A 15029-nucleotide genomic window follows, 5' to 3' on the forward strand; every position below is an offset into this window, starting at 1 on the left:
TACGACTGGTGAGGGGCGCGCGGGTCTCAGACCGCGCCGGCGAGCGCGAACTCCCGCGTGGCCGGGGCCTCGGCGGAACGGCTCCGGCGGTGCGCCAGGATGTCCTCGGTGATCTCGGCGGAGCGGCCCGCGAGCACGCTGAGCAGCGAGTCGGCGATGCCGTGGGTGGCCTCGTTGACGCCCTGCAGGTAGCAGGCGGCGGTCGCGGGACGGCCGAGGTCGAGCCGGTAGTTGCGGCTCACGTTGATCTCCTCGACACCGATCGACTCCGCGAGGGCCTTGACCGCCCACGGCATCTCCCGGACGAAGCCGGTGCCCAGGAGCACCAGGTCCGTGCGCATCTCCCACTCGGCTCCCGACTTGCGGTCGACGAGGGTCAGGACGACCTCGTCGCCGTCCATGCGGGCGCCGGTCACGTCCGTCATGGGGTGCATGCCCAGGCGCTCCTGGCCGGAGCGGCGGTCCTGGTAGAACTGCCGGTACAGGCCGTCCAGGGTGGCCGGGGAGAGACCGCCGTAGTTGGAGCGGTACATCTCGCCGAGGAGCTGCCGGCGGGCCTCGGGCGAGGACTCGTAGAACTCGTCGATGAAGGACGTGTAGTAGAGCTCGTTGGTGAACTTGCTGCTCTCGTAGCCGTTCAGACCGATGGAGCGCATGATCATCGTCGGCTTGCACTCGGGCAGGTCCCGCAGCGCGGCGCCGAACAGCTCGGCCGCGCTCTGGGCGCCGCCGATCACCGCGACGCGGTGCGGCAGGTCGGCCCGCACATCGGTGATGCGCTGCGAGTACTGGGTGCTGTGGATGACGCGCTCGGCCGGCAGACCCTCGAACACGGCCGGAATGTGGGCGTCACGGCCCGCGCCGATCACGAGGTAGCGGCACCCGATGGTGTCGCCGTCGGCCAGCGTGACCAGCCAGCCGGCCAGCTCGCCGTCCTCGCCCGTCACCGCCTCGACGCCGGCGCATTCGCGGCCGTATTCGACCTGCACCGTCTCCAGTTCGTCGGCGACCCACTGCAGATACTCGGATATCTCGCTGCGGTAAGGAACGAAACTCGCGAGGTTGACGAAAGCGTCGAGGCGCTCCTGCGAGTGAAGGAAATTGACGAAGGAAAATCTGCTGCACGGATTGCGCATGGTGACCAGGTCCTTGAGGAAGGACACCTGGCTGAGCGCGTCGGGCAGCAGCATGCCTCGCTGCCACACGATGTCCTGCTCGCGCTCGATCAACAGGGTGTCACCGGCCAGCTCGGGTGCGAGCTCCTCGACGGCGACCGCCAGCGCCAGGTTCGCCGGGCCTGCACCGACTGCGAGCAGTTCGACATTGCGATGCGCCATGGAAGTACCTCCAGATGGAACAGGTGGACAGGTTCGTACGGTCAGGCAGGACGGTTCGCGTCCTTGCTTTGCCTCCCGGGTGATGACCACATTCCATGGCAGCGCCCGATTGCCCGGAAGGCGTCTCGACCACGGACAATCAACTCGGCGTCGGCCCTCGCGGGCGGGTTGATTGGCCGGTACCACCGATTACTTCCGGTCAATGCGGAGCCCCTTTTCCATAGGGGCACGTGATCAGTTGCGTCACACGTTTCCGGCTGGCCGAACCATCCCTCGGGCAGCCGGGCTTCCATCGAAACCCCATGAGAAGGAGCCCTCGTGCCGCTCACCGAGCCCATCACCCCTGCCGGCGCCCTCTACCGTTCCGAGAGCCCCACCCGGGTCGCCACGCGCCGACGTCTGCTGATGTGCCGGCCCCGGCACTACGACGTCACGTACTCGATCAACCCCTGGATGAACCCGCAGCACGCGACGGACAACGCGCTCGCCGTCAGTCAGTGGGAGGGTCTGCGTGACCTGTACCTCGAACTCGGGCACGTGGTCGAGGAGATAGACCCCATCGAGGGCCTGCCCGACATGGTGTTCGCGGCCAACGGCGCCACCGTCGTCGACGGCAAGGTCTACGGGGCCCGCTTCCGGCACGCGGAGCGCACCGCCGAAGGACCGGCGTACCTGCGGTGGCTGGAGGGCCGCGGCTACACGGACACCCTGTGGCCCGAGTTCGTCAACGAGGGTGAGGGCGACATCCTCACCGTCGGCCGCCGCCTGCTGGCCGGTACCGGCTTCCGCACGGACCCGCGTTCCCACGCGGAGGCGCAGGAGTTCTTCGGCCTCCCGGTCACCTCGCTGACCTTGGTGAACCCGGAGTACTACCACCTGGACACCGCACTGTCCGTGCTGTCCGAGGACGAGGTCATGTACTACCCGGCCGCCTTCTCCCAGGGCAGCCAGGCCGTACTGCGCGCGCTGTTCCCCACCGCGATCCTGGCCACCGCCGAGGACGCGGCCGTCTTCGGCCTCAACGCCTTCTCCGACGGACGCCACGTGCTCCTGCCCGCCGCGGCCACCGGCCTGCACGCCAAGCTGCGGGCGCGCGGCTTCGAGCCGATCGGCGTCGAGCTCTCCGAGCTGCTCAAGGCCGGCGGCAGCGTCAAGTGCTGCACCCTGGAACTGCGTGACCGCTGAGCGCGCAACCCTTTCGGCGGCGACGGTGTTTCTACCGTCGCCGCACGGCCCTGGCGGTGGGCCGGGTCGTGACGCACCAAGATCATGACGAACGAAGGAGTCCCGCCATGCCGACCCCCGGCCCGCTCAGCGCCGCCACCGCCACGGTGGCCGTCCATCCCACGATCCTGGGGCCGCTCGTGCTGGCGGCGACGGACGACGCGCTCGTGCTGTGCTGCTACGACACCACCGAAGCGGCCGCGGAGCGCCTGGGCCGGGGCGGACTGCGCCCGGCCGGACCGGGGGACGGGAGCGCACCGGGACAGAAGGTCCTGGACGAGGCCCGGGAGCAGATCGACGCCTATCTGGCCGGGACGCGCCGGGACTTCACCGTCGCGACGGATCTGCGGCTCGCCACCCCGTTCAGCCGGCGCACCAACCTGATGCTGGCCGAGTTCGTGCCGTACGGGAGCACCGCGACCTACGCGGACCTCGCCCGGGCCCTGGAGCGGCCCGGCGCCGCGCGTGCCGTCGGCACGGCGCTGGGCAACAATCCGCTGTGCGTGGTGCTGCCCTGCCACCGGATCATCGGCTCCACGGGCAGTCTCAGCGGCTACGCGGGAGGGCTGGAGGCCAAGCGCCATCTGCTCGCCCTCGAAGCCGCCGGTGCGCCGGCCGCCTGAATCCGCCCTCCCCTCCGCAGAAAGCAGAGCATGTGAGCGCGTACGAGCCGTCCCAGCTCCCGGGCCTCGAACTCCCCGGCCCGGTCTTCGCCCCACCCGCGCCCGGAGGCCTCCACTGGGAACGGCTGGCCGCGGAACTGAACACCGAGGGGGTGGCCGTGACCCCGCCGCTGCTGTCGCCCGAGCAGTGTGCGGAGCTACGGGAACTGTTCGACCACCCCACGGCCTTCCGCAGCACCGTGACCATGGCGCGGCACCGCTTCGGCGAGGGCCTCTACCGCTACTTCGCCTACCCGCTGCCCGAGATCGTCCAGGACCTGCGGGAGCGGCTGTACCCGCCGCTCGCCCTGATCGCCAACGAATGGGCCCGGCGGCTGGGGCAGCCGGCCTTCGCCCCCGACCACGAGGGACTGCTCGGGGCGTGCGCGGCCGCCGGTCAGCACCGCCCGACCCCGCTCCTGCTGCGGTACGGGCGGGGCGGCTACAACTGCCTGCACCAGGACGTCTACGGCGACCTGACCTTCCCGCTCCAGGTGGCGATCATGCTCGACCGCCCGGACGAGGACTTCACCGGCGGGGAGAGCGTGTTCGTCGAGCAGCGCCCGCGCGCGCAGTCCCGCCCGCTCGTCAGACGGCCGACCCAGGGCCAGGGCCTGATCTTCACGGTCGACCACCGCCCGGTGCGCTCGGTACGCGGCTGGAGCCGGGTGACGCTGCGGCACGGCGTGAGCGCCGTCCTGAGCGGGGAGCGCCACGTACTGGGCGTCATCTTCCACGACGCGCGCTAGGCGGCGGTCCTTCTATACCGGGAGGCGGCGGAATCAACCGGTCCGAGGACCCGGTTTCTGCCGCCTCGTTCCAGCGGACCGGCACGGCGGACGGTTCTCGCGGGTCAGCGTCCCGTACGGCGGTCCCGCGCCCGGCAGAACCGCCGCTCGCGCTGAAGTTCCGCTGGAGTTCCGCACCATCACGTTTCCGTACGGTCGCCTTGCGACGGAGCGCCGATCTTGACGAGCCGTCGTGCACCTCGGCTGATCGGGCGGTCCAACGTGAGGAGCGGTGGCGAACATGCAGCACGTCCAGGGCGCACAGGTCGCGACATCAGGGCACGATCCCGGACCCGCCGGTCCGAGCCTGTCGCTCAACAGCTCTCAACACCGACTCATCACCGCGTCCCTGCAATCGCTGGCGCAGGAGATGAACGACATCGCCGAGCAGGCGTCCGCGCTGCTCACGACACCGGCGGGCGGTCCGTCCACCGACTCCGAGGTCTTCACCCGGATCGCCCGCAGAACCGTTCCCCGCTGGCACTTCGCGATGCTGAACGACACCGAGCGCAACGACGCCCTGGCCGGCGCCTTGGCCCGGGGCATCCCGTCCGGGGCGACCGTGCTGGACATCGGCTCGGGGAGCGGGCTGCTCGCCATGGCGGCGGCCCGGGCCGGCGCTGCCCGCGTGATCACCTGCGAGATGAATCCGCTGCTCGCGGAGGTGGCCCGGCAGGTGATCGACGCCCACGGCTACAGCGACGTCATCACGGTGATCGGCAAGCCGTCGACCTCGCTGGAGATCGGCCGTGACCTCGACGGCCCGGTGGACGTACTCGTCTCGGAGATCGTCGACTGCGGACTCATCGGGGAGGGCCTGCTGCCGTCGATCCGGCACGCGCGCCGGCACCTGCTGAAGCCCGGCGGGATCATGTTCCCCTCCGCGGCCCGGATCCTCGGCCGGCTGGTCAGCAGCGAGGACATCCTGCGGCTCAACCAGGTCACGACGGCGAGCGGCTTCGACGTCTCACTCATGAACACGCTGTCCACCCGCGGCCACCTCCCGGTGCGCCTGGGCACCTGGCCCCACCGGTTCCTGTCCGAGACCGCCACGGTCGTGGACTTCGACCTGGCCGAGGACCCCTTGGAGCCGGGGGAGCGCCAGATCGACCTCACCGCGAGCACCGACGGCGAGGCGCACGCCCTGGTCGTCTGGTTCGAGCTGGACATGGCGGCCGGCACCACACTGACCAACTCCCCGGAGAACACCCGCTCGCACTGGATGCAGGGCTGGGTCCCGCTGGAGAAGTCCGTCCCGGTGAAGGCGGGCGAGAGCGTCCCGCTCCGGCTCCGGTGGAGCGACTTCTCCCTCGGCGTGCACGTCTGACCCACACCTCCGGCGGGCCCACCCCGTACCGCCGGTCGTACCTCCTGCGCATCCGGACCAAGGAGAACGCAATGAGTCACGTACCGCAGCACGTCCCGTTCGAACTCAGCGGCACCGAACTGCGCGACGCGATCGTGCAGTACGCCACGAACCCGATCTTCCTCGACAACCTGGACTGGCAGAACGACGACAACCCCTACCGTCGCCAGCTGCGCCCGCAGGTCCTGCCGCACCTCGACTTCGACAAGGTGCCGGGCCGGGAGAACATCCTCGACTACACGAGCCTGGCCGTGCAGCGCCTGCTCACCTCCGTCTACGAGGCCGACCTGGTGTTCTTCCCCAAGTCCGGCCTGGAGGGCAAGGAGGAGGACTTCCGCGCGTTCTACAGTCCGGCCAACCGGGCGCTCGGGGAGCGAATACGCCCGGCCCTGGAGCGGTACGCCTTCGGTTTCCTCGACGACGAGGTCGAGACGTCCGGGAAGTGGACCAGGGCGAGCCTGGACAGCTACCTCGACTCGCTCGACATGGGCGGCGGTGAGGAGCTGTCACCGATCGAGGCCGCCGTCACCGGCTCCACCGATCCCGAGCGCGCCGCCCGCATGTGGCTGGTGCAGTTCGCCCCCGACTTCCTCTCCGAGGCGTCGCCGATGATGCGCAACGTCCTCGGCTACTACGGGCCGGTCCAGTCCGAATGGTTCAAGGTCGTCATCGACGAGTACGGCTACGGCGTGCACGACACCAAGCACAGCACGCTGTTCGAGCGGACCATGGAGTCCGTCGGCCTGAAGTCCGACCTCCACCGGTACTGGCAGTACTACCTCAACAGCAGCCTGCTGCTGAACAACTACTTCCACTACCTGGGCAAGAACCACGAGCTGTTCTTCCGCTACGTCGGCGCCCTGTTCTACACGGAGAGCTCGCTCGTCGACTTCTGCCGGCGGGCCGACCGTCTGCTGCACGGCGTCTTCGGCGACTCCGTGGACACCACGTACTTCACCGAGCACGTGCACATCGACCAGCACCACGGCCGGATGGCGCGCGAGAAGATCATCGCGCCGCTCATCGAGGCCCACGGCGAGGGGATCATCCCCGAGATCGTCCGGGGCATCGAGGAGTACCGGGTGCTGCTGGAGGTCGCCGACAAGGACTTCGTCGCGCAGATCTCCTGGATGGACGACCAGCCGGAGCTCAAGAAGCTGCACGGTCCCGTCTACGAGGCCATCAAGGAGGGCCGGGTCCAGGCGCCGGTGGCGCACCTGGTCGAGCCGTTCAACGAGCTCTCCAACACGCACTGCCACGAGGGCGACGAGCTCTGCCACATCGTCTCCGGGACCATGCGCTTCGAGAGCGGGCTCGGCTCGTCGCTGACGCTGGAGGCGGGCGAGGGAGTCGTGATCCGGCGCAACCGGCTGCACGGCGCCGACATTCTGTCCGAGGAGTGCGTCTACGAGATCCACTCGGTGGGGGATTACCGCAAATGCCTGTAGTGAGCTTCCCGGTCGCGGGGCGGGAGAACTGCGTGGTCGTCTCCGGGACGGCCTACGTCTACGCCACGGTCGACGGCCGCGGCTTCGTGATGAACGCCCAGTGTCCCCACCGCGGCGGCCCGCTCCACCTGGCCGGTGTGACACCGGACGCCGGCCGGCTGATCTGCCCCTGGCACGACCGCAAGACGTCCGCGGCGCGGCTGCGGGGCGAGATCCCGGCCGTGCGGACCGGGAACCGGGTCACGGCGGTCTTCCCCGACCGGCCCGCCCGCCCCGAGACGGCCCCGGCCGACGTATGCGGCCGCACCAGCCGTGAGTACCGGCCATTGTCGGCCGAACTCGCCCGCCCTGGTGCGGCGGTCTGATCCCATCCCGTTGCACCCGACGTCGCGGATCCGGCGTCGGGTGCAACGGCCTGGACCGACCCGGTGTTCCACAGGTGGCGGCGCACCGGCCGAAGGCATCACGACGAACGAGGAGTGTGGACCATGGCGTGGGACGGCGAGAAGCCGCTTCTGCTGCTGATCGGAAGCAGCGGTCAGCGCAGCAGGGAGTTCATTCTGCGGACGGTGAGCACGCGGTACGCGTTATGGCTCCTCCAGCCGGCACCGGTGAGCTGGGAGGACCCGTACGTCGTGGGCTCCACGGTCGTGGACAACACCGACCCGGACGCGCTGACGGCGGCCGCCCGGCAGGTGGCCGCCGAGCACGAGGTGGCCGGGGTGTTCTGCTACGACGAGGGGCTCGTCACCCCCGCCGCGCACGTGGCCCGGGCGCTCGGGCTGCCGGGCAACTCCCCCGAGTCCGTCATCGCCTGCCGGGACAAGGCCGCCACGCGGGCCGCGCTGGAGACGGCCCGGGTGCCCCAGCCGGCCTCGATCGGGGTCCGGTCCCTGGCCGAGGCCCGGGCGGCGGCGGAGAAGATCGGCTTCCCGGTCGTGCTGAAGCCGCGCGGGCTGGCCGGCGGGATGGGCGTGCGCAAGGCCGACGGTCCCGAGGACGTGGAGAGCGCCTACCGGGCGGCGTCCGGCGCCTCCTACCCCGGTGTGCCCGTCTTCGACGTGTCGGTGCTCGTCGAGGAGTTCGCCGACGGCCCCGAGATCAGCGTCGACGCGGTCTTCTTCGACGGGGAGTGCGTGCCGCTCGTCGTCGCCCGCAAGCAGGTCGGCCTGGCGCCCTTCTTCGAGGAGACGGGTCACGAGGTCGACGGCGCCGACCCGTTGCTGACCGATCCCGAGCTGCTGGAGGCGCTGCGGGCCGCGCACACCGCCCTGGACTTCCACACCGGCGTCAGCCACACCGAGTTCCGCATCACCGCCGGCGGCCTGCGCCTGATGGAGGTCAACGCCCGCCTCGGCGGCGACATGATCCCCTACCTCGGGGAGCTCGCCACCGGCGTCGACGTCGCGATGGCGGCGGCGGACACCGCCGCGGGGGTCCGCCCGGACACCGAGGTCCGCCACCGCAAGGCCGCGGCCATAGCCTTCCTGTACCCGGACGAGGACATCGAGATCGACGCGGTGACCGTCCACGAGGACCGCTTCCCGGCCGATGTCCACAGCGCCGACGCGATGGCGGGTCCCGGCGCCGTGCTGCGTCTGCCGCCCCGCGGCTACATCTCCCGCTACGCCCGCGTGATCGCCCTCGCCGACTCGGTCGAGCGGGCCCGCGCCGCCCTGCTGACCGCCCCCGAGATCGTGGAGATCGACTCCCGACCGGCGGAGGTACCCGCTCCGTGACGAACACCGGACACGACTCCCCGGAGGGCCGCAAGGCCGCCCGGCCGTCCGTCGTACAGACCCTGCGCGGGATCCCGGGACCGATCTGGCTGGTCCTGGTCGGCATGCTGATCAACCGGCTGGGCAATTTCCTCCAGATCTACCTGGTGCTCTACCTGACCGACAAGGGCTTCAGCACGTCCGCGGCCGCCTTCGCCCTCGGTGCGTACGGGGTGGGTTCGGTCGTCGGTGTCCTGGCGGGCGGCTCGATCTCGGACCGGGTCGGCTACGCGTGGACCATCGTCTCCTCCATGGCCCTGGCCGGCCTGCTCACCCTCAGCCTGGTCTTCCTCGACAGCCTGCCCGTGGTGATCGCGGTGGCCGCGGTGATCGGCATCGCCGCGCAGGCCTACCGGCCCGCCTCCTCGGCGCTGCTGGTGGAGGCGACCCCCGAGGAACACCACGTGATGGTGTTCGCGGTCTACCGCATGGCGTTCAACCTCGGCACGACCGCGGGCCCGCTGCTGGGCGCCCTGCTCATCAGCTACTCGTACGACCTGATGTTCTACATCGACGCGGTGACCTCGGTCGGCTTCGCGCTCTTCGCCCTGGTCCTGGTCCGCACCGGGACGACCGACGGTCCCGGCACCCGGGATCCGCAGGCCGACGGCGCCTCGTACCTGGCCGTCCTGCGCGACCGGCGCTACCTGCTGTTCCTCCTGGCGCTGTTCCTCAACGCCGTCGTCTACATCCAGCACACCTCCGCGCTGCCGCTCCAGCTCAAGGCGGACGGCCACGGACCGACCTTCTACTCCACCCTGCTCTCGCTGAACGCGGCCATGGTCATCTGCCTGGAGCTGCTGTTCACCAAGTACGTGCAGCACCTCCCCGGACGGTTCGCCGTCGCGCTGGGCGTCGGTCTGGTCGGCGTCGGCATGAACCTCTACGTGGCCGGTCCCGGCATGGCCATGTTCGTGATCGCGACGGTGGTCTGGACGGTCGGCGAGATGATCGGCACCCCGACCGCCTCCGCCTGGCCCGGCAAGGTCGCCCCCGCGCACCTGCGGGGCCGCTACATCGCGGCCTCCGCCTTCCCGATGCAGATCGGCTACGCGGTCGGCCCGGTGATCGGCATCGCGGCGTGGCAGGCCTCGGCCGCCTCCGTGTGGTGGCTGTGCGGAGCACTGACCGCCGTCGCCGTCGTCGTCACCCTGATCGGCATGGTCGAGCCCCCTGCCGACAAGCGGCGGCCGGCCGCGGACGCCGAGGCGTCGGCCGCGCCGGCGCCCGCCGAAACACCCTGAGCCCCCTCCCCCGTGCCGCGGTTCTCCGGCACGCCGTGATCCGGAAGTGAGCGAAGCTGCCCATGGCCTACGCAGACGGCATCGAGAATTTCGTGAAGACCGTCGACGGCGCCCTGCCGCCGGACTTCTACACCTACCCCGTCGAACGACAGCGCGCCCTGTACGACGGGCTGACCGAGGTCCTCCCGATCCCCGTGCCCGAGGGCGTGACCCACCGGGACGCGAGCGTCACCCACGGCGGACGGACCGCCCGGATCCGCATCTACGAGCCGGCCCGGCGCACGGGCGACGCCGTGCTGTTCTACATACGCGGCGGCGGCTTCGTCATCGGCTCCCTGCACAGCCACCACAGCCTCGTCGCCGAACTCGCCGACCGCACCGGCCTGGTGGCGATCGCCCTCGACTTCGGCATGGCCCCGGAGAACCCGCACCCCGGCCCGCTGGAGGACTGTTACGCCGGACTGTGCGGCACGCTGGCCGACCTGCCCGCCCTCGGCCTCGACGGCATCGACCCCGAGGGCGCGGTGCTCTGCGGGGAGAGCTCCGGGGCCAACATGGCCGTCGTCCTCTCGATGATCGCCCGCGACCGGGGCGGCCCCCGGCTGCGCGGCCAGGCGGTCATCAGCCCGGTGCTCGACTTCACCCGCTGGCGGCACGGCGGCGAGGACGCCCCGCTGCTCTCCGGCGGGGAGATGGAGTTCTACACGGCCTGCTACTGCCCCGAACCCGGGCAGGCGGAACTCCCGTACGTCTCCCCGCTGCTCACCGGCACCTTCCACGACCTGCCGCCCGCGTACGTGGTGGGCTGCGAGATGGACTCGCTGCGCGTGGACGCCGAGAAGTACACCGCCCGACTGCGCCAGAACGGCACCCCGGTGACGTACGTGATGGAAGAGGGGATGGTGCACGCCCCGGTGCGCGCCCGCCGGATCAGCGAGCCGGCCGGGCAGTTCTTCGCGCGCTACTGCGACGCCGTCGCCGCCCTCGCGGCCGGAGAGGCGGTCGACCGTGACGCGCGCTGAGCGGATCCCCGACGCACCGCAGGGCCCCTGCGTGATCGTCGACCCGTACTCCTCGGGGGCCCTGTTCGCCCAGGCACTGGCCGACCACGGCGTCCCGGTGATGGCGGTGGTCACCGGCCCCCGGCCCCCGGAGGCCTACGCCGGCTCCTACCGGCCGCAGGACTTCCCCGAGATCATCGTCCACGAGGGCGACCTGGAGTCCGTCGTGGAACGGCTGCGGGCGTTGGACCCGCGCTGCGTCGTGGCGGGCTGCGAGTCCGGGGTGGAACTGGCCGAACGGCTCGCCCCGCTCGTGACGCCCGAGCGGTGCAACGTACCCGAACTCGCCGACGCCCGCCGGGACAAGAGCAGCATGGCGGCCGCCGTCGCGGCGGCCGGCCTGCCGGTCATCCCCCAGCTGTGCACCGACGACGCCGACGAGGTGGCGGCCTGGCTGGAGCGCGAGGGCCTGGCCGGGGCGGACCTGGTCGTCAAACCGCCCAAGAGCGCCAGCACCGACGGTGTGATCAAGCTGGTCGGCGGCGAGGACTGGCGGGCGGTGTTCGCGCGCCAGCTCGGCCGGGTCAACCAGTTCGGCGAGGTCGACGACCGGCTCCTGGTCCAGAAGTTCGTCACCGGCACCGAATACGTGATCGACACCTTCAGCCACGACGGCAAGCACGCCGTGGTCGACGTGTGCGCCTACCGCAAGGTCGACAACGGACCGCACATGGCCGTCTACGACACCATGCGATGGCTCCCCCCGGACGATCCGGCCCTGCCCGGCCTCACCGAGTACGTCTTCGGCGTCCTGGACGCGGTGGGGTTGCGCTTCGGCTCGGCCCACGTCGAGGTGATGGGGACGGCGGAGGGACCGCTGCTCATCGAGCTCGGTGCCCGGCCGCACGGCGGCGGGCAGCCGCGCTTCAACCGCCACGCCACCGGCGACAGCCAGATCGACCGGACCGTGCGCTGGCTGACCGGGGGCGAACTCCCGCAGGGCTACGAGCTGCTCGTCCACCAGATGTGCGTCTTCCACATCGCGCCCCGCTCCGGGACCGTCAGCGGCACCGCCGCCCTGGACTCGGTCCGTGACCTCCCCAGCCACCACTTCTCGATCCAGAACCTGACCGACGGCGACCACGTCCCCGCCACCCGGGACCTGGTCGACAGCCTCAACTTCGGATTCGTGATCCTCGCCCACCCCGACGCCGAACAGATCCAGCGGGACTACGAGGCCGTCCGGGCCGCGGAGCGCCTGCTTTCCATCGAGGAGCAGCGATCAACACCGCCGCTTTCCTGATCAGTTCCCTGGTGGTGATCATGACGCCCGGACCCGACCTCGTCATGATCACCAACCTGGTGCTGAACGGCTCCCTACGGGTGGCCACCGCCGCCGCGCTCGGCATGATCACCGCGGGGGCCGTCCAGGCCGGACTCGGCGCGGCCGGGCTGGCCGCCCTCCTCGCGGCCAGCCCGGGGCTCTTCGCGGCCTTCCGTTGGGCCGGCGCGGTCGTGCTGCTCGGCTGGGCCGTGCTCGCCGTGCGGCGGGCCACCGCCCGGGCCGGTGCCGGTGCCGAGGCCCCGGCGCAGGCCACCGGCAGCCCGGCCGTCCCCGCGCACGCGACGGGCGAACCCTCGGTGCGGCAGGCCTTCGGGCAGGGCCTGCTGTGCACCGGCTCCAACCCCAAGGTGGGCATCTTCCTGATGGCCTTCCTGCCCCAGTTCGTGCCCGTGGGCATGGCCCCCGAGATCGGCGTCCCGCTGCTCGCCGCCTGCTATCTGGCCCTGGGCCTGCTCTGGCTCCTCACCTGGATGCGGCTGGTCCACCGGCTCGCACCGCACCTGAGGTCCCCGCGGGTGCTACGGATCGCCGACAGCCTCACCGCCGCCGTGTTCGGGCTCTTCGCGGTCCGGCTGGCACTGGGCGGGTGAGCCGGCCTCCCGCCCACGCCCCGCTGCGGTCACACCGACCGCAGCGGGCACTGCGCGTCCTCCCGCAGCGCCAGTCTGCGCGCATAGCGCAGCAGCGGAGCGGGGAGCGAGAACCGGTTGGGCGCGCACTCCCGCAGCAGGCTCACCCCGACCAGGCGGCGCAGGGCGCGCGTCGCCTCCAGCGGGGTGGTCCCGGCCAGGTCCGCCATGGCGTAGCCGCTGACGAGCCGTCCCTCGGTCCGGGCGAACAGCCGGAACCAGCGGCGCAGGGGCTCGGGCAGCGACATATAGGAGAGTTCGAACGCCGCGTGGACCGCGGTGAACAGGTCGTCGTTCTCGACCGGCAGCTCCTGGAACGCCCCGGCCTCCTGCAACTCCACGCAGAGCTGGGCGACACCGACCCCGGGATGCTCCTCCAGCCGTGCCGCGAGCAGCCGGATCGCCAGCGGCAGACCTCCGCACTGCCGGTTCAGCGCCCTCGCGGCCAACGGCTCGGCGTCCACCCGCCCGCTGCGCAGCAGCCGGGCCAGCAGGGTGATCGCCTCGTCCTCACCGAGCACGTCGAGGTCGAGCCGCGGCACACCGTCGCGGGCCACCAGTCCCGGCAGGGTGTCACGGCTGGTGACGAGAACCGCGCAACCGGCCGCGCCCGGGACGAGCGGACGGATCTGGCTCTCCTGACGCGCGTTGTCCAGCACGATCAGCATCCGCCGGTCCGACAGCAGGGTGCGGTACAGGTTCGCGGCCTCGTCGAGGGAGCGGGGGAGTTCCCCGTCGGGGACGCCCAGGGCGCGCAGGAACGAGGCGAGGACCTCCTGCGGGTGCAGCGGCCTCCGGTCGGCGTACCCGTGCAGGTCCACGTACAACTGCCCGTCCGGGAACCGGTCGCGCACCCGGTGCGCCCAACGCACGGCCAGCGCCGTCTTGCCCACCCCCGGAAAGCCCGTGACCAGCACGGCCGGTACCTGCCCGACCTGCTCGCCGGTGGGCAGGAGCAGCCGGTCCAGCCGCTTCAGCTCGGCGGCGCGGCCGACGAAGCCCGTGCTCGCCGCCGGGGTCTGGGACGGCCGGGGTCTCGGCGGGGGCGCGGCCGGCCGGGGCGGGGGCGCGGGCGCCGCGTCGAAGGCGGCCCACGCGGCCGCCGGACCCGTCCGCGGCCAGGGCAGCTCCTGGTGCAGGATCCGCAGGTGGGCGCGGCGCAGTTCGTCGCCCGGCTGGACACCCAGCTCCCGGTCGAGCCGGCGGGCCACCTCGGAGTAGATCCGCAGGGCCTCCCGCTGCTCCCCGCAGCTCGCCAGCACGAGCATCAGCCGTGCCTGGAGGCCCTCGTGCAGCGGTTCCTCCTCCGTCGCCCCGCGCAGCGCGCCCAGTACCCGCTCGGGCCGCCGCACCTGCAGCGACAGGTCGGTGTACAGCAGCAGGCTCTCCACCCGCTGTCGGGCGGCCGCCATCGCGGCGGGATGGTGCGGCAGCAGCGGTTCGCAGGCCAGGAGCGGGCCGCGCCAGCAGCCGTAGGCGCGTTCGGCCAGCTCGTGGGCCGCCTCGGCGTCCCCGGCCCCGTGGGCGTGGCGCGCCCGTGCCCACAGGTCCTGGAACTGGGTCAGGTCGACCTGGTCGCGCTCCAGTTCCAGCACGTAGCCCGTGTGGGTGCGCGCCAGGAACGAGGGGGCCGGCGCCTCGGCCTCACCGCCGGGGAGCAGCAGCACCCGGCGCGCCTGGCTGACGTAGGTGTGCACCAGGTTCTGGTACGACCGCGGCGGGTCCTTGGGCCACAGCGCGTGGGTGATCTCCCCCAGGCCGGCCGCCTCCGGGTACCGCACGGCGAGCAGGGCCAGCAGGCGCCGCACCTTGGCCGCGTGCACCGGGGTCTCGACACCGCGGTACCGGACGGACAGCGGGCCGAGGATGCCGATGTGCAGTCGCTCGCCCCCCGGGCGTACGGCCTCCCGCGCGGGCGGCGCCAGCTGCCGTGCGGTGTCCGCGTCCAGGCCCAGGACCCGGGCCAGGAGTCGTACGGTGCGCGTCTGGGGCCGGTGGACCCGGCCGTGCTCGATGTCCCGCAGGACCCGCACGCTCACCCCGGCGCGTTCCGCCAGCTCGCGCTGCGTCAGTCCCTCGCGTCCCCGGAACGAGAGAAGCCGTTCACCGAAGGACCAACTGCCGCCGCTTAAGTCTTCGTCCGCGGGCGTCGTACCGCGGACGCGGTTCCCCATCATGCCGGAAATGCGGGTACGGACGAAAGGAGG

Annotated in this window: 13 protein-coding genes; 11 read left to right on the forward strand and 2 right to left on the reverse strand. The window is 71.6% G+C overall.

What is annotated here, in order from left to right:
- Positions 1–26: 26 nt before the first annotated feature.
- On the reverse strand, positions 27–1337 hold the full coding sequence (locus tag BCL76_RS10845) for a SidA/IucD/PvdA family monooxygenase (RefSeq protein ID WP_109779262.1): 1311 nt from the start codon (positions 1335–1337) through the stop codon (positions 27–29).
- Between the two features lie 318 nt (positions 1338–1655).
- On the opposite strand from BCL76_RS10845, the gene ddaH reads away from it, so the two are divergent.
- The 11 genes from ddaH (at position 1656) to BCL76_RS10900 (ending at position 12783) form a co-directional block, all read left to right on the forward strand.
- Positions 1656–2522, forward strand: a complete 867-nt coding sequence (gene ddaH, locus BCL76_RS10850; RefSeq protein WP_109779263.1) for a dimethylargininase — start codon at positions 1656–1658, stop codon at positions 2520–2522.
- A 107-nt stretch (positions 2523–2629) separates the two neighbouring features.
- Positions 2630–3184 carry a methylated-DNA--[protein]-cysteine S-methyltransferase gene (locus BCL76_RS10855; protein ID WP_109779264.1) on the forward strand — a complete coding sequence of 185 codons (555 nt, stop codon included), beginning with the start codon at positions 2630–2632 and terminating at the stop codon, positions 3182–3184.
- A gap of 32 nt (positions 3185–3216) precedes the next feature.
- The gene (locus BCL76_RS10860; RefSeq protein WP_109779265.1) at positions 3217–3972 is read left to right on the forward strand and encodes a 2OG-Fe(II) oxygenase; all 756 of its coding nucleotides are present in this window, start codon (positions 3217–3219) and stop codon (positions 3970–3972) included.
- 280 nt (positions 3973–4252) lie between these two features.
- Positions 4253–5338, forward strand: coding sequence for a 50S ribosomal protein L11 methyltransferase (locus BCL76_RS10865; RefSeq protein ID WP_109779471.1), 1086 nt, complete (start codon positions 4253–4255; stop codon positions 5336–5338).
- A 71-nt stretch (positions 5339–5409) separates the two neighbouring features.
- The gene (locus BCL76_RS10870; RefSeq protein WP_109779266.1) at positions 5410–6825 is read left to right on the forward strand and encodes an iron-containing redox enzyme family protein; all 1416 of its coding nucleotides are present in this window, start codon (positions 5410–5412) and stop codon (positions 6823–6825) included.
- A complete protein-coding gene (locus BCL76_RS10875) occupies positions 6816–7190 on the forward strand; it encodes a Rieske 2Fe-2S domain-containing protein (protein ID WP_109779267.1) in 375 nt (124 codons plus the stop codon). The genes BCL76_RS10870 and BCL76_RS10875 overlap by 10 nt, the downstream gene beginning before the upstream one ends.
- A 123-nt stretch (positions 7191–7313) precedes the next feature.
- A complete protein-coding gene (locus tag BCL76_RS10880; protein WP_109779268.1) occupies positions 7314–8564 on the forward strand; it encodes an ATP-grasp domain-containing protein in 1251 nt (416 codons plus the stop codon).
- Complete coding sequence (locus BCL76_RS10885) at positions 8561–9847, forward strand: MFS transporter (protein WP_109779269.1); 1287 nt, start codon at positions 8561–8563, stop codon at positions 9845–9847. Before BCL76_RS10880 ends, BCL76_RS10885 begins: the two co-directional genes overlap by 4 nt.
- A gap of 62 nt (positions 9848–9909) precedes the next feature.
- Entirely contained in the window at positions 9910–10869 is a 960-nt protein-coding gene (locus BCL76_RS10890; RefSeq protein ID WP_109779270.1) for an alpha/beta hydrolase, read from the forward strand.
- Entirely contained in the window at positions 10856–12151 is a 1296-nt protein-coding gene (locus BCL76_RS10895) for an ATP-grasp domain-containing protein (RefSeq protein ID WP_258309511.1), read from the forward strand. Before BCL76_RS10890 ends, BCL76_RS10895 begins: the two co-directional genes overlap by 14 nt.
- A 20-nt stretch (positions 12152–12171) precedes the next feature.
- Entirely contained in the window at positions 12172–12783 is a 612-nt protein-coding gene (locus BCL76_RS10900) for a LysE family translocator (protein ID WP_146228354.1), read from the forward strand.
- A gap of 29 nt (positions 12784–12812) precedes the next feature.
- On the opposite strand, the gene BCL76_RS10905 is transcribed toward BCL76_RS10900, so the two are convergent.
- Positions 12813–14999: a BTAD domain-containing putative transcriptional regulator gene (locus BCL76_RS10905; protein WP_109779272.1), complete on the reverse strand. Its 2187-nt coding sequence runs from the start codon at positions 14997–14999 to the stop codon at positions 12813–12815.
- Positions 15000–15029: the final 30 nt, after the last annotated feature.

Origin of the sequence: Streptomyces sp. CG 926 (assembly GCF_003148825.1) — a bacterium.
Lineage (GTDB): Bacteria > Actinomycetota > Actinomycetes > Streptomycetales > Streptomycetaceae > Streptomyces.

Coding starts and splice junctions, on each gene's coding strand:
- BCL76_RS10855 (WP_109779264.1), top strand. CDS start 2,630: ATGCCGACCCCCGGCCCGCTCAGCGCCGCCACCGCCACGGTGGCCGTC.
- BCL76_RS10845 (WP_109779262.1), bottom strand. CDS start 1,337: ATGGCGCATCGCAATGTCGAACTGCTCGCAGTCGGTGCAGGCCCGGCG.
- BCL76_RS10880 (WP_109779268.1), top strand. CDS start 7,314: ATGGCGTGGGACGGCGAGAAGCCGCTTCTGCTGCTGATCGGAAGCAGC.
- BCL76_RS10900 (WP_146228354.1), top strand. CDS start 12,172: ATGACGCCCGGACCCGACCTCGTCATGATCACCAACCTGGTGCTGAAC.
- BCL76_RS10870 (WP_109779266.1), top strand. CDS start 5,410: ATGAGTCACGTACCGCAGCACGTCCCGTTCGAACTCAGCGGCACCGAA.
- BCL76_RS10865 (WP_109779471.1), top strand. CDS start 4,253: ATGCAGCACGTCCAGGGCGCACAGGTCGCGACATCAGGGCACGATCCC.
- BCL76_RS10905 (WP_109779272.1), bottom strand. CDS start 14,999: ATGATGGGGAACCGCGTCCGCGGTACGACGCCCGCGGACGAAGACTTA.
- BCL76_RS10875 (WP_109779267.1), top strand. CDS start 6,816: ATGCCTGTAGTGAGCTTCCCGGTCGCGGGGCGGGAGAACTGCGTGGTC.
- BCL76_RS10890 (WP_109779270.1), top strand. CDS start 9,910: ATGGCCTACGCAGACGGCATCGAGAATTTCGTGAAGACCGTCGACGGC.